The sequence below is a fragment of the Bradyrhizobium xenonodulans genome (genome assembly GCF_027594865.1).
Classification (GTDB): domain Bacteria; phylum Pseudomonadota; class Alphaproteobacteria; order Rhizobiales; family Xanthobacteraceae; genus Bradyrhizobium; species Bradyrhizobium xenonodulans.
Genome location: NZ_CP089391.1, coordinates 4,299,638 through 4,317,904, shown reverse-complemented (window position 1 = coordinate 4,317,904; position 18,267 = coordinate 4,299,638). Strand labels below are relative to the sequence as shown.

Sequence of the window (18,267 nt, the reverse complement as noted above, 5' to 3'; positions counted from 1 at the left end):
GGTGCGGAACCGGGCGGCCGCCTTGACGGCAGCGCCGGCGCGGGCTCATGGCTTGTGTCGCTGTCGCCCGGAATTTGACGCAGATCAACCGGGCCTCGCCGGTACGTTCTAGACTGCCACCCGGAGGAAACAGTGATGAATGGGCCAATGTCCCGGCATCACGCGGCCCGTGTCGAGGCCGCTATTGCGTCAGGCCAGGCGGCTCGCTCCGCGCTCGTGGCCTCGTGGCGCCGTTCGTCCCGATTGCATCGTCTCGATCCTGCCGGCCGCAGCACGCCGATGCGGCTGAGCGATGCCGAGCTGCGGCAGGCGCGCGAGCGCGTCGCGCCGCTGCTTGCTGCCGCGCGAGGCGCCATGGACCGGCTCTATCAGGCAGTCGGCGCGAGCGGCTGCTGCGTGCTGCTCGCCGACGGCGCGGGCGTGCCAGTCGACCGCCGCGGCACGGCGGCGGACGATGCGACGTTCGAATCCTGGGGCCTGTGGACCGGTGCGCTCTGGAGCGAGGAGCATGAAGGAACCAACGGCATCGGCACCTGCGTCGTCGAGCAGCGGCCGCTGACAATTGATCGCGACCAGCATTTCTTCACCCGCAACACGCTTCTGAGCTGCACCGCCGTTCCGATCTACGACCATGAGGCGGCCTTTGCCGGCGTGCTCGACGTTTCTTCCTGCCGTGCCGACCGTACCGATGCGTTCTCCAGCCTGATCGCGCTGGCGGCCGGCGAGGCGGCAAGGCGCATCGAGGCTGATCTGTTTCGCCATGCCTTCGCCCATGCCCGCATCGTGCTGACGCAAGGCGCCGACGGCCAGTCCATCGGCCTCGTCGCGGTCGATGCGGACGATCTCGTGATCGGTGCGACACGGTCCGCCCGGGCGGGACTTGGGATCGCGCCGGGCAGGGCGTTGCGGCCGGTCCCCGCGGCGGATCTGCTCGGCGGCGATACGGCACGTGATCACCTTGCCGGCGGCCAGCGCGCGGTGCTGCAGCGCGCGCTGCTCCGCGCCGGCGGCAATGTGTCCGCGGCCGCCAAGGCCCTGGGCGTCAGCCGTGCCACGCTGCACCGGAAGCTGAAGCGGTTCGAGCTGCGCGTGTAGCCCGAGCGACTGTCGCAGAACTGCGACAGGTGCGCCCGACCATCGCTTTCCCCCGGGCTGACAGAAAACACCTCCCGCGAGATCGTTGGCGCAAGTCGCGAGCACGCGACGAATTGCGCAAACAGCAAACATCGGGAGTGATCAATGAACAAGGTGGAATTCCTCAGCGTCACCAAAGTTCCCTTCGCCGAACGCTACGACAATTTCATCGGCGGCAAGTTCGTCGCGCCGATCTCCGGCAAGTATTTCGACAACGCCTCGCCGGTGAACGGCCAGGTCGTCTGCAAGATTGCGCGCTCCGACGCGCAGGACATCGAGGCGGCCCTCGATGCGGCGCACGCCGCGAAGGCCGCCTGGGGCCGCACCAGCGTCGCCGAGCGCGCCGCGATCCTGAACCGGATCGCCGACCGCATGGAAGAGAATCTCGAGCGCCTCGCGATCGCCGAGACCTGGGACAACGGCAAGCCGATCCGCGAGACCCGCGCCGCCGACATCCCGCTCGCCATCGATCATTTCCGCTATTTCGCCGGCGTGGTGCGCGCCCAGGAAGGCTCGATCGGCGAGATCGACCATGACACCATTGCCTATCATTTCCACGAGCCACTTGGCGTGGTCGGCCAGATCATTCCCTGGAACTTCCCGCTGCTGATGGCGTGCTGGAAGCTCGCGCCCGCGCTCGCCGCCGGCAATTGCGTGGTGCTCAAGCCCGCCGAGCAGACCCCGGCCTCGATCATGGTCTGGGCCGAGATCATCGGCGATCTGCTGCCGCCCGGCGTCCTCAACATCGTCAACGGCTTTGGCCTTGAAGCCGGCAAGCCGCTCGCCTCCAGCCCGCGGATTGCAAAAATCGCCTTCACCGGCGAGACCACAACGGGCCGGCTGATCATGCAATATGCCAGCCAGAACCTGATCCCGGTGACGCTGGAGCTCGGCGGCAAGTCGCCGAACATCTTCTTCAACGACGTCACGGCCGAGGACGATGATTTCTTCGACAAGGCGATCGAAGGCTTCGTCATGTTCGCGCTGAACCAGGGCGAGGTCTGCACCTGTCCGAGCCGGGCGCTGGTCCACGCCGACATCTACGACCGCTTCATGGAGCGGGCGCTGAAGCGCGTCGCCGCGATCAAGCAGGGCGACCCGCGCGACGCCGCCACCATGATCGGTGCGCAGGCCTCCGGCGAGCAGCTTGCGAAAATTCTCTCCTACATCGACATCGGCAAGCAGGAGGGCGCCAAGGTGCTGGCCGGCGGCGGACGCGCCGAGCTCGCCGGCGATCTCGCCGGCGGCTTCTACGTCCAGCCGACCGTGTTCGAGGGCCACAACAAGATGCGCATCTTCCAGGAGGAGATCTTCGGCCCCGTCGTCTCGGTCACGACCTTCAAGACCGACGAGGAGGCGCTTGCGATCGCCAACGACACGCTCTACGGCCTCGGCGCCGGCGTCTGGAGCCGCGATGCCAATCGCTGCTACCGCTTCGGCCGGGAGATCCAGGCCGGCCGCGTCTGGACCAACTGCTACCATGCCTATCCCGCGCATGCTGCGTTCGGTGGCTACAAGCAGTCGGGCGTCGGTCGCGAGACCCACAAGATGATGCTCGATCACTACCAGCAGACCAAGAACCTGCTGGTCAGCTACAGCCCCAAGAAGCTCGGCTTCTTCTGATCGGGCAGGATCGGACAGGAGAGGGCGGCGCAAATCTGCGCCGCCCGGCCCCGTCATCCCACTGTCAGAGTCTTGCGACAAGACGGCAGCGCCGCTCCCATTCGGGGTCGGCGCTGCTGGCATTCGCGGCAATGCCAGGCAAAGACGGAGGCTTGGTGATGCGGGACGGTCGTTCAGGACGGTCAATGCGTATTGGAGCGATGCTGTTCGGCGTGGCCCTGCTGCCGCTGTCGATGGCCTTCGCACAGTCCGGCCCGGCGCCATCAGGCGCAAAACCCTTCCTGACCGTCGACGGCAAGCCGCCACTGATCCTCGGCCATCGCGGCCTGCCGGGACTGGTCGCTGAAGAGACCGAGGCCTCGTATGACCTCGCCGCTGCGCTGGGAACCGACGCGCTCGAAGAGGATTTGCACCTGACCAAGGATTGCGTTCTGGTCGTGCGTCATAATCCCTGGCTGAGCGACAACACCAATGTTACGGAGGTGGCGAAGACCAATGCGGCCGTTGCGGCCCGCAAGCGCACGGTATCAGGTGTGCGCGTCAAGGCCCCGTCTGCGACCGGCACGCCTGCCGACTACCTCACGGATCTCACCGATCCGGCCGATCCCAAATCGGTGCTGAAGTCACTGATCGTGGATGGCGAAGACCATACCAATGACTGGTCGGTCACCGATTTCACCATGGCCGAGCTGAAGAGCTGGATCGGCGGCACCACCTATGATGCGGCCAACGAGCGGCCAAAAGTCTTCAACGGCAAATTCCCGGTCATCAGTTTCCAGGACGTCATCGACATCGCCAAGGCCAGGAGCAAGGAGACCGGACGTTCCATCCTCGTCTATCCCGAGACCAAGAACCCGACCTGGAACAATGCTCAGGCGATCGCGAACGGCTGCGGCGCGCCCGGCAGCCGTCCGCTCGAGGATGCCCTGATCAAGATCATTGGGGAGAACGGCCTCAACACCAAGGACGCGCCGATCCTGGTTCAGAGCTTCGAGCCCGGCAGCCTCAAATATATGCGCAGCCATGGGCTTCAGACCCGGCAGGTCCAGCTCATTGACGGTAACGGCATCGACTTCAAGACCGGCAAGGTGCTGCTCGACAACATCACCAATTCGCGTCCGTTCGACTGGACGGCCGCGGGCGATGCGCGTCTGTACGATGCGATGCTGACGCCTGAGGGCCTTGCCGAGATCAAGACCTATGCCGACGGTATCGGTCCGTGGAAGGCCTATATCGTTCCGCTCAAGATTGCGCCGTGGAAGGACAGCAACGCCGACGGCACACCCTACAAGGGATCGACGCCGGACGCTTCGACGCAGGAGGCGACCAGCCTGATCGCCGACGCGCACAAGCTCGGCCTGTTCGTGCACGTCTTCACGTTCCGCAACGAGAAGAAATATCTCGCGGCCGATTATCGCGGCGATCCCGGCCTTGAATATCTCAAATTCTTCCGTCTCGGCGTCGACGGGGTCTTCACCGATTTCACGCATACCGGCGTTGCGGCCCGTGCAGCGTATTTGCGCGAGCTGGGCTGGTAGGCGGCGCGGCGAATCGGGCACGCGCGAGGGCTCGGACCCGCGGATGAGCGGCCCGAATTTCCTTGCGTCGGCTGCTCGTGCCTCCTTCACTGAGGCGTGAGCTAAAGTTGCCTGATCAAGCCCAAAGGTTTTGCAAAGTTTCGGCCACGTTGCAGTGCGGCATAATGAAAGTCGTGCCATGCCGCCGCGGTGCTTTCCAACGGCGTTTGACTTGGGTTAGAGAGGGCTGAAGTTTTCTCTGACCCGGAATTCCCATGGCCGCACCCAAGAAAGCCGCCGCAGGCGCTGCACAGGACAAGACCGACGGCGGCTCGCCCCCGGAATTCACCAAAGAGCAGGAGCTCAAGGCGCTCCGCGAGATGCTCCTGATCCGGCGGTTTGAGGAAAAGGCCGGCCAGCTCTACGGCATGGGTGCGATCGGCGGTTTCTGCCATCTCTATATCGGCCAGGAGGCCGTGGTGGTCGGCATGCAGATGGCCCTCAAGGAGGGCGATCAGGTCATCACCGGCTATCGCGATCACGGCCATATGCTTGCCACCGGCATGGACGCCAACGGCGTCATGGCCGAGCTCACGGGCCGCCGCGGCGGCTATTCCAAGGGCAAGGGCGGCTCCATGCACATGTTCAGCAAGGAGAAGCACTTTTACGGCGGTCACGGCATCGTCGGCGCCCAGGTCTCGCTCGGCACGGGTCTGGCCTTCGCCAATCACTATCGCGGCAACGACAATGTCAGCGTCACCTATTTCGGCGACGGTGCGGCAAACCAGGGCCAGGTCTATGAGAGCTTCAACATGGCGGAGCTCTGGAAGCTGCCGGTGATCTTCGTCATCGAGAACAACCGCTACGCCATGGGCACTTCGGTCTCGCGCGCGTCGGCCCAGCAGGATTTCTCCAAGCGCGGCGCGTCCTTCAACATCCCCGGCAAGCAGGTCGACGGCATGGACGTCCGCGCTGTCAAGGCCGCGGCCGAGGAGGCGGCGGCCTGGTGCCGCGCCGGCAAGGGCCCCTTCATTCTCGAAATGCAGACCTACCGCTATCGTGGCCACTCGATGTCCGACCCTGCAAAATATCGCACGCGCGAGGAGGTCGAGAAGGTCCGCCACGACCAGGACCCGATCGAGCAGGTGCGCAACCGCCTGCTCGCGGCCAAGGTCAGCGAGCAGGACCTCAAGGCGATCGACGCCGAGGTGCGCGACATCGTCAACGCGTCTGCCGACTTTGCCCAGCACGATCCCGAGCCGGATGCTGCCGAGCTCTGGACTGACGTTTACCGCTGAACGCGCGCAAGCTTTCTTTGGAGTCGATATGCCAATTCAAGTGCTGATGCCCGCGTTGTCGCCCACGATGGAAAAGGGCAACCTCGCCAAATGGCTGAAAAAAGAGGGCGAGCCGATCAAGTCCGGCGACGTCATCGCCGAGATCGAGACCGACAAGGCGACGATGGAGGTCGAGGCGACCGATGAAGGGACGCTCGGCAAGATCCTGATCCCGGAGGGCACCGCCGACGTCGCGGTGAACACGCCGATCGCGACCATTTTGGCGGATGGCGAGAGCGCGGCTGATCTCGCTAAAGTGCCTGCGCCCGCCAAGCAGGAGAAGGCCGCGGAGTCCGCTCCGCCTGCCGCTGCAAAGGCTGAAGCACCCGCGCCCAAGGCCGCGCCGGCACCGCAGGCCGTCGCTGAGCCGGATCCCGAAGTACCTGCCGGCACCGAGATGGTGACGCAGACCATCCGCGAGGCCCTGCGCGACGCCATGGCCGAAGAGATGCGCCGCGACGCCGACGTCTTCGTGATGGGCGAAGAGGTCGCCGAATATCAGGGCGCCTACAAGGTGACCCAGGGCCTGCTGCAGGAATTCGGCGCCAAGCGCGTCATCGACACCCCGATCACCGAGCACGGCTTTGCCGGCATCGGCGTCGGCGCTGCGATGACGGGATTGAAGCCGATCGTCGAGTTCATGACCTTCAACTTCGCCATGCAGGCGATCGACCAGATCATCAACTCCGCAGCCAAGACGCTCTACATGTCCGGCGGCCAGATGGGCTGCTCGATCGTATTCCGCGGCCCGAACGGCGCCGCCGCGCGCGTCGCCGCCCAGCACAGCCAGGACTATTCGGCCTGGTACTCCAACGTCCCGGGCCTCAAGGTCGTCGCGCCGTTCTCGGCCGCCGATTACAAGGGCCTGCTCAAGGCCGCGATCCGCGATCCCAATCCGGTGATCTTCCTCGAGAACGAGGTGCTCTACGGTCACACCGGCCAAGTGCCCAAGCTCGACGATTTCGTGATCCCGATCGGCAAGGCGCGCATCGTGCGCGCGGGCTCCCACGTCACCATCATCTCGTGGTCGAACGGCATGACCTATGCGCTGAAGGCGGCCGACGAGCTCGCCAAGGAGGGCATCGAGGCCGAGGTGATCGATCTGCGCACGCTGCGCCCGATGGACACCGAGACCATTATCAACTCCGTCAAGAAAACGGGGCGTGCCGTCACGGTGGAAGAGGGCTGGGCCCAGAGCGGCGTCGGCGCCGAGATCGCCGCGCGCATCATGGAGAATGCGTTCGACTATCTGGACGCGCCGGTTGCGCGCGTCTCCGGCAAGGATGTGCCGATGCCCTATGCCGCCAACCTGGAGAAGCTCGCGCTGCCCTCGGCGGCTGAAGTGGTCGAGGCCGCCAAAGCCGTCTGCTACAGGTAGACCATGGCGGGCCCGAAGGAGCAGCCACTGCCGCCCGACGTCATGACCCGCGACGACGCGGTCGAGATCCTGCGCGTGTTCGTGCTGGATGGCGGGCTGTCGATGGCGTTCCAGCGGGCCTTCGAGGAGCCCGACATGTGGGGCCTGCTGCTGGTCGATCTCGCCCGCCACGCCGCACGCGCCTATGCGCGCGAGAGCGAATATACTGAGGAGGACGCCTTGAATCGGATCCTGGAGATGTTCCAGGCGGAGATCGAGCGTCCGACCGACACCGGCACCACGACGCCGCGCGGCAAGGGGCACTGACCGTGGCAGTCGAAGCTCACCATTTCGATTTCATGCTGGAGGCGATCCGCGAGGCCGAAGCCTCGATCGCGCAGGGCGGCCTGCCGATCGGTGCGGTGCTGACGCGCGGCGACAAGATCATCGCCCGCGGCCACAACAATCGCGTGCAGGAGAACAATCCGATCCTGCACGGCGAGATGAGCTGCCTGCGCGAAGCCGGCGCGATCTCGTTCCACGACACAGTCATGTACACCACGCTGTCGCCATGCTCGATGTGTGCCGGCGCGCTCGGTTTGTTCAAGGTCAAGCTCGTGGTGATCGGGGAATCCGTCACCTTCGAGGGCTCCAAGGACATCCTCGACAAGTTCGGCATCCCCTGGATCGATCTTGCGGACGACCGCTCCATCACCATGATGAAGAACTGGCGTTCCAATCCTGCCAATGAGCGCCTGTGGCAGGGCGACATCGGCAACTAAACCTGGTCTGTTCGTCCTCGCTCCCGGGGACGACGTTTTGAGAAGTTCTTCGTGAGGTCAGCATGCCCATCAACATCCTGATGCCCGCTCTTTCGCCAACGATGGAGAAGGGCAACCTCGCCAAGTGGCTGAAGAAGGAAGGCGACAAGGTCAAATCCGGCGACGTCATCGCCGAGATCGAGACCGACAAGGCCACCATGGAGGTCGAGGCCATCGATGAGGGCACGATCGCCAAGATCCTGGTGCCCGAGGGCACGCAGGACGTGCCGGTCAACGACGTGATCGCGGTGCTGGCCGGCGAGGGTGAGGACGTGAAGGCCGCGGGGGCCGCCAAGCCCAGCGCTTCGGCCGCACCGCCGAAAGCCGAGAAGCCTGCTGAAGCTCCCGCTGCTGCACCGGCGCCCGCGCCCAAGGCCGCCCCGTCGCCCGCCGCGGCCCCTGCGCCGCAGGCCGCCGCTCCGGCCGCGCAAGGCAACGGCCATGCTGGCCGCGTGTTCTCATCGCCGCTGGCGCGGCGTCTGGCCAAGGACGCCGGCATCGATGTGTCGATGGTGACAGGCACCGGCCCGCACGGCCGCGTGGTGGCGCGCGACGTCGAGCAGGCCAAGTCCGGCAAGGGCCTCAAGGCGCCCGCCGCGGCGCCATCAGGTGCACCCTCGATCGCGCCGACCATGTCGGACAAGCAGATCCTGTCGCTGTTCGAGCCAGGCTCCTACGAGGTCGTCCCGCATGACGGCATGCGCCGCACCATTGCGCAGCGCCTGACCGCGTCGATCCAGAACGTCCCGCACTTCTACCTCACCATCGACTGCGACATCGGCAAGCTGCTCGCTGCCCGCGAGGAGATCAACGCCGCTGCGCCCAAGGACAAGGAAAAGAAGCCGCTCTACAAGATCTCGGTCAACGACTTCGTCATCAAGGCGATGGCGGTGGCGCTCCAGAAGATCCCGAACTGCAATGTGAGCTGGACCGAATCCGGCATGGTCAAGCACCATCATTCCGACGTCGGCGTTGCCGTGGCGATGCCCGGCGGGCTGATCACGCCGATCATCCGCAAGGCCGAGACCAAGACGCTCTCGACCATCTCCAACGAGATGAAGGATTTTGCGACACGCGCTCGCTCGCGCAAGCTGAAGCCCGAAGAGTACCAGGGCGGCACGACGGCTGTCTCGAACCTCGGCATGTTCGGCATCAGCCACTTCACCGCCGTGATCAACCCGCCGCATGCGACCATCCTCGCGGTCGGCACCAGCGAGGAGCGGCCCGTCGTGCGCGGCGGCAAGATCGAGATCGCGAACATGATGAGCGTGACCTTGTCCTGCGATCACCGCGCCATCGACGGCGCGCTCGGCGCCGAGCTGATCGGCGCCTTCAAGCAGCTGATCGAAAACCCTGTGATGATGATGGTCTGACGCGGCGGCGGAGGGGGCGATCTTGCATGTCCGTACCCGCTGGCCATGGATGTCGCTGCTGCTTGGAGCCGTCGTCGCGCTCAATCCGATTGGGCTCGATTTTCTTCACTCTGCGTTCTTTGCCGGTGAGCAGCTGGCACGGAACATCGCCCAGCCTATTGTGCTCACCGCGCTGGCCGTCATGGTCCTGGCGGTGATGCTCGAATGGCTGGTGAGGTCTTTTCTGGTCAAGCGCCGCGCCCGCGGCGCCCCTTGAGTTGAACGGGAGCCGCCATGGCCGACACATCCTTCGACATCATCATCATCGGCTCCGGTCCCGGCGGCTATGTCACCGCGATCCGCGCCGCCCAGCTCGGCTTCAAGGTCGCGATCGTCGAGAAATCCTATCTTGGCGGCATCTGCCTGAACTGGGGCTGCATCCCGACCAAGGCGCTGCTGCGCTCGGCCGAGATCTACCATTACATGCAGCACGCCAAGGATTACGGCCTCTCGGCCGAGAAGGTCTCGTTCGATCCGAAGGCGGTGGTGCAGCGCTCGCGCGGTGTTTCCAAGCGCTTGAATGACGGCGTCGGCTTCCTGATGAAGAAGAACAAGGTCAGCGTGATCTGGGGCGCCGCCTCGATCGACGCGCCCGGCAAGGTCACGGTGAAGAAGTCCGACGTCGAGGCGCCGAAGGGCACGCTGGGCGAGGGGAGCTACCAGGCCAAGCACATCATCGTCGCGACCGGCGCGCGGCCGCGCGTGCTGCCGGGGCTCGAGCCCGACAAGAAGCTGATCTGGACCTATTTCGAGGCGATGGTGCCGGAGCGGATGCCGAAGTCGCTGCTGGTGGTCGGCTCCGGCGCGATCGGCATCGAGTTCGCCTCGTTCTTCCACACCATGGGCTCCGAGGTCACCGTGGTCGAGGTGCTGCCGCAGATCCTCCCCGTCGAGGATGCGGAGATCGCCGGCCTCGCTCGGAAGCGGCTGGAGAAGCAGGGCATCAAGATCATGTCCTCGACCAAGGTGACGAAGCTGGAGAAGAAGGCCGATAGCGTCGTCGCCACCATCGACGACGGCAAGGGCAAGCCCGTCACCACCGAGTTCGAGCGCGTGATCTCGGCGGTCGGCGTCGTCGGCAACATCGAGAATCTCGGCCTCGAAAAGCTCGGGGTCAAAACCGACCGCGGCTGCATCGTGATCGATGGCTACGGCAAGACCAACGTTCCCGGCATCTACGCCATCGGCGACGTCGCCGGCCCGCCCATGTTGGCGCACAAGGCCGAGCATGAAGGCGTGATCTGCGTCGAGGCGATCAAGGGCCTGCATCCGCATCCCATGGACAAGAACCTGATCCCGGGCTGCACCTATTGCCAGCCGCAGGTCGCCTCCGTCGGCCTCACCGAAGCCAAGGCCAAGGAGAGCGGCCGCGAGATCCGCGTCGGCCGCTTCCCCTTCGTCGGCAACGGCAAGGCGATCGCGCTCGGCGAGGACCAGGGCCTGGTCAAGGTGATCTTCGACAAGAAGACCGGTCAGCTGCTCGGCGCTCACATGGTCGGCGCAGAGGTCACCGAACTGATCCAGGGCTACGTCGTCGCCATGAATCTGGAGACGACGGAAGAAGAGCTGATGCACACGGTCTTCCCGCATCCGACCCTGTCGGAGATGATGAAGGAAGCCGTGCTGGATGCCTATGGAAGGGTGTTGAATATCTAACCGCCGCCGTCATTGCGAGCGAAGCGAAGCAATCCAGACTGCCTCTGCGGAAAGACTCTGGATTGCTTCGCTGCGCTCGCAATGACGAGCGGAGAAAGCCGTTTGCAAAACAAGAAGGAAACCAACCCATGCACGACAACGACAACCTGACCATCGAACGCCCGACTTTCGTCACCCATCTCGAATGCGCGATGGAGGGCGATCATTACGCCGCCGACCAGATCCACAACCTCTCCAAGGCCGGCAAGCCGCTGCTGGTGCGCTACGACCTCGCCGGCGTGAAGAAGGCGCTGACCAAGGATGCGCTGGCCCAGCGCCCCGGCGACATGTGGCGCTATCGCGAGCTGCTGCCGGTGCGCAAATGCCAGGACATCGTCTCGCTCGGCGAAGTCACGACGCCGCTGATCCGGCTGCCGAAGCTCGGCAAGAAGCTCGGGGGCGGCGAGATCATCGTCAAGGACGAGGGACGGCTGCCGACCGGCTCGTTCAAGGCGCGTGGCCTCGTGATGGCGGTGTCGATGGGCAAGGCGCTCGGCATCAAGCACATGGCGATGCCGACCAACGGCAATGCCGGCGCGGCGCTCGCGGCCTATGCCACGTCGTGCGGCATCAAGACCACGATCTTCTGCCCGGCCGACACGCCCGAGGTGAACGTCAGCGAGATCGAGCTCCAAGGCGCGACCGTCTACCGCGTCAACGGTTATATCGATGATTGCGGCAAGATCGTCGGCGAGGGCAAGGCCAAGGTTGGTTGGTTCGACACCTCGACGCTGAAGGAGCCGTACCGCATCGAAGGCAAGAAGACGATGGGCCTCGAGCTTGCCGAGCAGCTAGGCTGGGACGTGCCCGATGTGATCTTCTATCCGACCGGCGGTGGCACCGGCCTGATCGGCATGTGGAAGGCGTTCGACGAGCTGGAAAAGATCGGCTTCATCGGCTCGAAGCGCCCGCGCATGGTCGCGGTGCAGGCCTCCGGCTGCGCGCCGATGGTGCGCGCCTATGACGCCGGCACCGAGCACGCGACGCGCTGGGAGGATGCCCACACCATCGCGTCCGGCATCCGCGTGCCGCAGGCGATCGGCGATTTTCTGATTCTACGCGCTGTGCGCGAGAGCAAGGGATTTGCGATTGCGGTCGACGACGACAAGATCTCGGCGGCACTCAATGAGGTCGCGCGCGAGGAGGGGCTGCTGCTGTGCCCGGAGGGTGCCGCGACCTACGCCGCCTACAAGGACAGCCTCGCCGACGGCCGCGTCTCGAAGGGTGACCGCGTGATGCTGTTCAACTGCGCGACCGGCCTGAAATACCCGCTGCCGCCTGTCGCCCGCACGCTCGATCGCCACAAGCCGATCGACTACACGCAGTTCTAGCGCGTCATTTCGTCTCTTCACGAACGATTCCTCTTCCCGTACGCGGGAAGAGACAAAAACAACAATGACATCGTTGGGGAGAAGACAATGAAGAAGGCCGTCTGGGCTGCGCTGATTGCTGTTCTCGCTATTGCCGGCGCCGCGCGCGCCGACGACTATCCCTCGCACCCCATCATCATCATCGTGCCCTTCGCGGCCGGCGGACCGTCGGATGCGATGGCGCGCGTGCTCGCCGAGCGCATGCGGACCGCGCTCGGTCAGCCCCTCGTGATCGAGAACGTCACCGGCGCGGGCGGCTCGATCGGCGTCGGCCGCGCGGTGCAATCGCCGCCTGATGGCTACACCATCTCGTTCGGCCATCTCGGCACCCACGTTGCGAATGGCGCCGTCTACAAGCTCAAATACGACCTCGTCGCCGATCTGGAGCCGGTGGTGCTCCTGCCCAGCAACCCGATGATCGTTGTCAGCAAGACCGCGGTGCCCGCGACCTCGCTGAAAGAGCTGATCGAATGGCTGAAGTCGCGGCCGTCGCCACCGACCGCCGGCACTGCCGGTGCAGGCTCCGGCAGCCACATCGCCGGCGTCTATTTCGAAAGCGTTTCCGGTATCAAGCTGCAATACGTGCCGTATCGCGGCACCGCGCCCGCGTTGAACGATCTCATCGCCGGCCAGATCGACGTCATCGTCGACCAGACCTCCAACTCCATCAACCAGGTCCGCGCCGGCACCATCCGCGCCTATGCCGTCACCGACGACAAGCGTCTGGCCTCGGCGCCCGATATTCCGACCGCAGAGGAGGCGGGGCTGAAGGGCTTCAACATGACGCTGTGGTCGGGCATGTGGGTGCCGAAGGGCACGCCGAAGGAGATCGTCGCCAGGCTCAATGCGGCCGCCGTGGAAGCGCTGAACGATCCCGCCGTGAAGAAGCAGCTCGAGGGCCAGGGCCTCGAGATGACGCCGCAGGATCAGCTCACCCCCGAAGCACTCGGCACGCGGCAGAAGGCCGAGATCGCAAAATGGTGGCCGATCATCAAGGCCGCGAACATCAAGGTGGATTGAAGCGAGCGTTCGCTGACCGCTGGGCAATCACTCCATGGTTCTGTCGCCTGCTGCTAGCGCCCGGTCCAGGCATTGCATCAGATCCGAGGCGACGAACGGTTTACCGAGAAAACAGATTGCCCCGGCTTCGAGCGCACGCATACGAACGCTCTCATCCGGGAAAGCTGTGATCAAGATGAACGGCGTAACCGAACCCTGCGCGCGCATCTGCGTCAACAGATCGATTCCGGTCTTCAACGGCATCTGCACGTCGGCGACGACGCAGGAGGTGTGGCTGGAATCGGTCGAGCTCAAAAATTCTTCGGCGGAGGCGAATGTGTGGACGATGTACCCGCGCGATTCCAGGAGATTGTTGATGGCGGCCCGCACGTAGGGGTCATCATCAAGCACCGAAATGACTGAAGTGGCTGGCAAGACGTCCGCTCCTTGCCCGGGATTACGCTTGCTATCGCCACGGCCCAAGCCGAACACGCAAGGTGGACCCGCCAGTCACCATTGGAAACTCATACTTAGGTTTGTACGTCGGACCGGCTGGGCGGAATCCCGAGCGCCTCACTCATTCTCACAAGGTCGGCCAGGGACTTCGCACCCATTTTGCGCATGATCTGGCCGCGATAGATCTTGACGGTGATTTCCGCCAATCCCAGTTGGGCGGCCACTTGCTTGTTCATCAGTCCGGACGTCACCAGTGCTAATACGTCCCGCTCCCGCGCGCTGAGGGACTCGAAGCGTGATCTGACGTTCGAGACGGTCTTGTTGAGGTCGCGGCGCTTGCGGTCTCGCTCGATCGCAGCCTGGACCGCGTCCAGGATGTCCTGGTCGCGAACCGGCTTGGTCAGGAAATCGATCGCGCCGCTTTTCATGGCTCGAACGGTCATGGGGATATCACCGTGACCGGTGATGAAGATGACAGGTGTGTGGATATTTGCCTTGGCAAGGTCGTTCTGCAGGTCAAGGCCGCTCACTCCGGGCAGGCGGATGTCGAGCACCAGGCAACTGGGCACTTGCGGCGGCTTGGCCTGGAGGAGCTGCAGCGCCGAGCCGAACGCTTCGACCCTGAGGCCGACCGACTCGAAGAGGTTGGTGAGCGCACGGCGCATCGAGGCGTCGTCGTCGACGATGAAGACGATCGGCTGGTCGCCGTTCTCCAGTGGCGGTGAAGGCTCCACGCGCTCAGTCACGGTGCTTCCTCTCGATGGAGGGGCAGGGTGATATGAAACGTCGCGCCGCCCGACTGGTTCGGAGCGGCCGAAAGTCGTCCGCGATGGGTCTCGATAATGGAGCGGCAGATCGACAGCCCCATGCCCATGCCGGCGGACTTGGTGGTAAAGAACGGCGTGAACAGGCGGTCTATCGCCTGTTCACTGATGCCGACGCCGCAGTCGGCGACGCTCACCAGGATCGCGCTCTCACCGTCATCTGCAGAGCGGATCGTCAGCTCGCGCGGGCGGTCATGGACGCCATCCATGGCCTCGATCCCGTTCATGATCAGGTTGATCAGCACCTGCTGCAATTGGATCCGATCGCCATAGATTTTGGGCAGGGCCGGCGACAGCTCCAATCGCACTGACACGGCGTGGCTGGCCATCTCGCGCTGAACGAGCGCGACGGCCTCGCGGATCACCAGGCTGGCGTCGAGCGGGGCCATCTCGATTTCGGTCCGTTTGGCGAGCGCCCGAACATGACGGATCACGTCGCTGGCGCGCTTGCCGTCCTCGATGATCCATTCCACGGAGCGGCGCGCGGCCTTGAGATCGGGCGGACTGCGCTGCAGCCACGCAAGGCAGGCGTCGGCGTTTGCGATCACTGCAGCGAGGGGCTGGTTGATTTCATGGGCGATTGAAGCGGTCAACTCGCCCAGCGTCGTGACGCGCGTCACATGTGCGAGTTCGGCTTGGGCCTTGCGCAACGCATCTTCGGCCTGATCGGCCCGGATGGCTGCGGTCACGTCGGTGCAGACGCCACGGTAGCCCAGAAAATTCCCGTCGGCATCGAAGAACGGCTTGCCGCTGGTCCGGACATAGATCGGCGTCCCGTTGCGGTCCTTGCTGCGGTAGACCAGGTCGCGGAACGGGATGTGGGCGTCGAGCGCTGCTCGATGTTGTCGCCATTTTTCCGGCTCGAGATCGGCGTCCGGAGCAATGTCCCAACGCGTGAGGCCAATCAGGCCCGCGGGGACGGTGATGGTATCGGAGTGTTGCGATACCAAGGTGACGCGGTGGTCTGGCCCCGTCTCCCAGAACCAGTCAGACGCGGTTTCTGCATAGTCGCGAAAGCGCTGCTCGCTGTCACGCAGCCGGCGCTCTGCCTCCTTGGTCGCCGTGATGTCGGTCACCGATCCCACGAACTCCACGCGGCCGCCGGAATCTCGCATGGCCCGGGCCACCGCCCGGACGTACTTGATGGAGCCGTCGGCCATCAGGAGCCGATATTCGTGGTCGTAATCTCTTCCCTCGCGCGCCGCCCGCCCCGTGGTCCGTTGCACCGCGAGCCGGTCCTCCGGATGGATCCGCTGGAGCATGACCGGGATCTGCGGCTTGGTTCCCTCATCGCATTGGAAGATGCGATAGGTCTCCTTGGACCAGGTGATCTCGCCGGTCGCGGCCCTCCAGCCGAAACTCCCGGTGTGGCTCAGCTCCTGCGCCTGGGCGAGATAAGCTTCGCTCTGTCGCAGGGCATTCTCCGCTTCCTTGCGCTCGGTGATGTTCTCGCAGGCGACCAGCACGATTGGCCCGCCGTCGGCCCGCAGCATGGTCTTGGCGTTCTCGCGCACCCATAGCACCGAGCCGTCCTTGCGCACCTTCCGGATCTCCCAGGTGTGGGACTGATCGACGGTCTCCAGGCACAGCGCGACACACGCGCGGACGAAGTCGCGATCTTCCTCGAAGAAGACGTCCAGCACGGATCGGCCGATCAACTCCGCGGCCGTATAGCCCAGTTGCGCGGCGCCGAACGTGTTCACGTTGATCACGGTTCCGGCCGGATCGACCATGAAGTACATGACTGGATTGTGCTCGAAGACTTGCTGCCACTGCTTGACCGCCTCGAGCAAGCCGCGATCGGGCTCGGCGTGCGGCTTAACGGTGACAGTCTGCCTGACGCAGCCGACGAGGAATTGCGCGGCTGACTTCCCGAACGTCGCTGCCCGGCCAGGCTTCATCGCAGACGCTCCCGGCACTCTCTGCGTGAACCCGAGTAGAGCACGTTGCTGCGCGAGGAGCAATTCCGCCCAAGGTCGGATTGCGGTCATGACGTCGCCTTTGGAATGACGCTCGCGGCCCTCGCCATCGCAGCGCATCAAGTGCGCCGCGCCGGCAACATTTTCGCGGCGACCGTGCAGCCGGGGCGTCGTGCGCTGTCTCGTTGAACAAGAGCCGGCGCGGGAGCCTCCGGGAGTGAGTACGGACAAACCTAGGTATAGCTCCTTCATTCCTAATCATGTCGGCCATTTACCTCCGTACAATTGTGTGCCTCGGACCCGGTGGACTAGCCTCATGACCAATCGGGAGTGTCGACCAGCCAGTCGCGACGAGCGCACGAGAACCAGGCCTGGAGCTTACGGCCGAGGGCTCTTACCGACAGACAGGCAGACGACCAAGGTCGAGGCCGCTGCAATTCTCGACACGCAGCAGCGATGGCGGCGAGCCACGATCCGCGTGAATTCAAAGGGAACTAACGAGCGGGAACGGCAGCAACACAACGAGGGAGATAACAATGTGCGATACATCGGTACTTCCTGAGCGTGGCCCATCCGAGTCCGAACGTTGCTCTTCCGCCAACGGCTGTGCGGTGTGTGGCGGCAAGTTTGGTCTGATCCGCTACTATTCATGGCGCACCGCACTCTGCTCGAAGAGATGCCTTGAACGCTTTCGGACACGACGCGAACGCGACCGCCGGTGGTTGTTCCGGGCTCAGGTCGCATGAGGCTGAATTAAAGAGCCTACATCGTTCAGAAGTCTGATCCGGGAGCCCGTGCGTTGAATCGCCCATGCAAGCTCTTGTGCTCGATGGTTCTCCTCGGCTCCGCTGCGACGGTCCAGGCGCAGGAGACGGGACACGGTGCCGTTCATCGCCAGCACCCACCTCAGGACCAGGAGTTGCACGAAAAATTCTATTCGACCTGGCACATGCCGGATAATCCGAGCCTCAGTTGCTGCAACAGCTCTGACTGCTATCCGACCGATATCAAGTACATCGACGGCCAGATCTATGCACGGCGCAGGGAGGACGGCAGATACATTCCAATCCCACCGCAAAAAGTGGAGCGAAACAGGGATAATCCGGACGGCCGAAATCATCTCTGCGCTCCACCGCCGGCACTGTCACCGTTGGACAGCGTTTACTGCTTCGCTTTGGGAGGTGCCACATGAGATTCGCGTTCGTGCTGGTGAACGGCCGGACTCCGTTCCGACAGACCTGGTGCATGCAGTGCTGTGAGTCGATCGGGGGCAGCTATCTCCGCGAGATCGCGACGCGTCTACCTTACTGCGACTATCAGTGCTACGCGCTGTTCTGCGAGGCACTCGCGGCAGATCGCGTCAAGGCGGCCTCATGAAATTCGTGGTGGTCAATCACGAGCCCCCGTTGCGCGCGGCCACGTGCAGCACATGCTCGCGGTCAATCCGGTCCGGCTATGTCCGGCATGTGCGGACACAGCGCTGTTACTGTGACTACGATTGCTACCGGCGAGGCGAATTCGTGACGCTGTTGATGCAATGGTCGACGCCTGGGCGCAACGAGGCGGCCGCCGGGAACGTCGAGGTCGCCGCTCGCAACATGATCGAGATGTTGGCGGTCCTGAGTGCCGTCTCGTGCTGGAGCTGCACGATACACGTCTGGACCTTCGCAAGAGCTTTGACCAGCGCATATCTGGACGGTCGCGATCTGATCACGATGGAAGGAGGTGACACCTAGCTGCGCGACTGCACTCGCGTGGAAGCCGCAGCACCGTAACCTCGCAGGCGCCGCGTCCAGCCCCGGC

At 64.3% G+C, this 18,267-nt stretch carries 17 protein-coding genes; 14 read left to right on the top strand and 3 right to left on the bottom strand.

What is annotated here, in order from left to right:
• Positions 1-135: 135 nt before the first annotated feature.
• The 12 genes from I3J27_RS20305 to I3J27_RS20250 all read left to right on the top strand — a co-directional run bounded on the left by I3J27_RS20305 (position 136) and on the right by I3J27_RS20250 (position 13,286).
• Complete coding sequence (locus tag I3J27_RS20305; RefSeq protein ID WP_270160224.1) at positions 136-1,095, top strand: helix-turn-helix domain-containing protein; 960 nt, start codon at positions 136-138, stop codon at positions 1,093-1,095.
• A gap of 144 nt (positions 1,096-1,239) precedes the next feature.
• On the top strand, positions 1,240-2,757 hold the full coding sequence (gene adh / locus I3J27_RS20300) for an aldehyde dehydrogenase (RefSeq protein ID WP_270160223.1): 1,518 nt from the start codon (positions 1,240-1,242) through the stop codon (positions 2,755-2,757).
• A gap of 185 nt (positions 2,758-2,942) precedes the next feature.
• Positions 2,943-4,295 (top strand): glycerophosphodiester phosphodiesterase family protein, encoded by a 1,353-nt coding sequence (locus I3J27_RS20295; RefSeq protein ID WP_270160222.1) that lies wholly within the window; start codon positions 2,943-2,945, stop codon positions 4,293-4,295.
• A gap of 254 nt (positions 4,296-4,549) precedes the next feature.
• A complete protein-coding gene (gene pdhA, locus I3J27_RS20290; RefSeq protein WP_270160221.1) occupies positions 4,550-5,572 on the top strand; it encodes a pyruvate dehydrogenase (acetyl-transferring) E1 component subunit alpha in 1,023 nt (340 codons plus the stop codon).
• A gap of 28 nt (positions 5,573-5,600) precedes the next feature.
• Entirely contained in the window at positions 5,601-6,989 is a 1,389-nt protein-coding gene (locus I3J27_RS20285) for a pyruvate dehydrogenase complex E1 component subunit beta (protein WP_270160220.1), read from the top strand.
• A 3-nt stretch (positions 6,990-6,992) separates the two neighbouring features.
• Positions 6,993-7,295, top strand: coding sequence for a DUF5076 domain-containing protein (locus tag I3J27_RS20280; protein ID WP_018320291.1), 303 nt, complete (start codon positions 6,993-6,995; stop codon positions 7,293-7,295).
• A gap of 2 nt (positions 7,296-7,297) precedes the next feature.
• Positions 7,298-7,750, top strand: a complete 453-nt coding sequence (locus I3J27_RS20275; RefSeq protein ID WP_270160219.1) for a nucleoside deaminase — start codon at positions 7,298-7,300, stop codon at positions 7,748-7,750.
• A 62-nt stretch (positions 7,751-7,812) separates the two neighbouring features.
• A complete protein-coding gene (locus I3J27_RS20270) occupies positions 7,813-9,162 on the top strand; it encodes a pyruvate dehydrogenase complex dihydrolipoamide acetyltransferase (RefSeq protein WP_270160218.1) in 1,350 nt (449 codons plus the stop codon).
• Positions 9,163-9,211: 49 nt separating this feature from the next.
• Complete coding sequence (locus I3J27_RS20265; RefSeq protein ID WP_270172848.1) at positions 9,212-9,418, top strand: hypothetical protein; 207 nt, start codon at positions 9,212-9,214, stop codon at positions 9,416-9,418.
• Positions 9,419-9,435: 17 nt separating this feature from the next.
• Positions 9,436-10,857: a dihydrolipoyl dehydrogenase gene (lpdA, locus tag I3J27_RS20260; RefSeq protein ID WP_270160217.1), complete on the top strand. Its 1,422-nt coding sequence runs from the start codon at positions 9,436-9,438 to the stop codon at positions 10,855-10,857.
• A 128-nt stretch (positions 10,858-10,985) separates the two neighbouring features.
• Positions 10,986-12,227 carry a threonine synthase gene (locus I3J27_RS20255; RefSeq protein ID WP_270160216.1) on the top strand — a complete coding sequence of 414 codons (1,242 nt, stop codon included), beginning with the start codon at positions 10,986-10,988 and terminating at the stop codon, positions 12,225-12,227.
• Between the two features lie 87 nt (positions 12,228-12,314).
• Positions 12,315-13,286, top strand: a complete 972-nt coding sequence (locus I3J27_RS20250) for a tripartite tricarboxylate transporter substrate binding protein BugD (RefSeq protein ID WP_270160215.1) — start codon at positions 12,315-12,317, stop codon at positions 13,284-13,286.
• A gap of 27 nt (positions 13,287-13,313) precedes the next feature.
• On the opposite strand, the gene I3J27_RS20245 is transcribed toward I3J27_RS20250, so the two are convergent.
• The 3 genes from I3J27_RS20245 to I3J27_RS20235 all read right to left on the bottom strand — a co-directional run bounded on the left by I3J27_RS20245 (position 13,314) and on the right by I3J27_RS20235 (position 16,446).
• Positions 13,314-13,700 carry a response regulator transcription factor gene (locus I3J27_RS20245; protein ID WP_270160214.1) on the bottom strand — a complete coding sequence of 129 codons (387 nt, stop codon included), beginning with the start codon at positions 13,698-13,700 and terminating at the stop codon, positions 13,314-13,316.
• Positions 13,701-13,795: 95 nt separating this feature from the next.
• Positions 13,796-14,467, bottom strand: coding sequence for a response regulator transcription factor (locus I3J27_RS20240; RefSeq protein WP_270160213.1), 672 nt, complete (start codon positions 14,465-14,467; stop codon positions 13,796-13,798).
• Positions 14,464-16,446, bottom strand: coding sequence for a PAS domain S-box protein (locus I3J27_RS20235; RefSeq protein ID WP_270160212.1), 1,983 nt, complete (start codon positions 16,444-16,446; stop codon positions 14,464-14,466). The genes I3J27_RS20240 and I3J27_RS20235 overlap by 4 nt, the downstream gene beginning before the upstream one ends.
• Positions 16,447-17,652: 1,206 nt before the next feature.
• On the opposite strand from I3J27_RS20235, the gene I3J27_RS20230 reads away from it, so the two are divergent.
• Both I3J27_RS20230 and I3J27_RS20225 read left to right on the top strand, forming a co-directional pair.
• Positions 17,653-17,841, top strand: a complete 189-nt coding sequence (locus I3J27_RS20230) for a hypothetical protein (protein ID WP_270160211.1) — start codon at positions 17,653-17,655, stop codon at positions 17,839-17,841.
• Between the two features lie 143 nt (positions 17,842-17,984).
• The gene (locus I3J27_RS20225) at positions 17,985-18,200 is read left to right on the top strand and encodes a hypothetical protein (protein ID WP_270160210.1); all 216 of its coding nucleotides are present in this window, start codon (positions 17,985-17,987) and stop codon (positions 18,198-18,200) included.
• The last annotated feature ends 67 nt before the right edge of the window (positions 18,201-18,267 follow it).

What these genes read in the sequence shown, in the direction of transcription:
- I3J27_RS20305 (WP_270160224.1), top strand. Translation starts at nt 136, where the DNA reads ATGAATGGGCCAATGTCCCGGCATCACGCGGCCCGTGTCGAGGCCGCT.
- adh (WP_270160223.1), top strand. Translation starts at nt 1,240, where the DNA reads ATGAACAAGGTGGAATTCCTCAGCGTCACCAAAGTTCCCTTCGCCGAA.
- I3J27_RS20295 (WP_270160222.1), top strand. Translation starts at nt 2,943, where the DNA reads ATGCGTATTGGAGCGATGCTGTTCGGCGTGGCCCTGCTGCCGCTGTCG.
- pdhA (WP_270160221.1), top strand. Translation starts at nt 4,550, where the DNA reads ATGGCCGCACCCAAGAAAGCCGCCGCAGGCGCTGCACAGGACAAGACC.
- I3J27_RS20285 (WP_270160220.1), top strand. Translation starts at nt 5,601, where the DNA reads ATGCCAATTCAAGTGCTGATGCCCGCGTTGTCGCCCACGATGGAAAAG.
- I3J27_RS20280 (WP_018320291.1), top strand. Translation starts at nt 6,993, where the DNA reads ATGGCGGGCCCGAAGGAGCAGCCACTGCCGCCCGACGTCATGACCCGC.
- I3J27_RS20270 (WP_270160218.1), top strand. Translation starts at nt 7,813, where the DNA reads ATGCCCATCAACATCCTGATGCCCGCTCTTTCGCCAACGATGGAGAAG.
- I3J27_RS20265 (WP_270172848.1), top strand. Translation starts at nt 9,212, where the DNA reads ATGTCGCTGCTGCTTGGAGCCGTCGTCGCGCTCAATCCGATTGGGCTC.
- lpdA (WP_270160217.1), top strand. Translation starts at nt 9,436, where the DNA reads ATGGCCGACACATCCTTCGACATCATCATCATCGGCTCCGGTCCCGGC.
- I3J27_RS20255 (WP_270160216.1), top strand. Translation starts at nt 10,986, where the DNA reads ATGCACGACAACGACAACCTGACCATCGAACGCCCGACTTTCGTCACC.
- I3J27_RS20250 (WP_270160215.1), top strand. Translation starts at nt 12,315, where the DNA reads ATGAAGAAGGCCGTCTGGGCTGCGCTGATTGCTGTTCTCGCTATTGCC.
- I3J27_RS20235 (WP_270160212.1), bottom strand. Translation starts at nt 16,446, where the DNA reads ATGAAGCCTGGCCGGGCAGCGACGTTCGGGAAGTCAGCCGCGCAATTC.
- I3J27_RS20230 (WP_270160211.1), top strand. Translation starts at nt 17,653, where the DNA reads ATGAGATTCGCGTTCGTGCTGGTGAACGGCCGGACTCCGTTCCGACAG.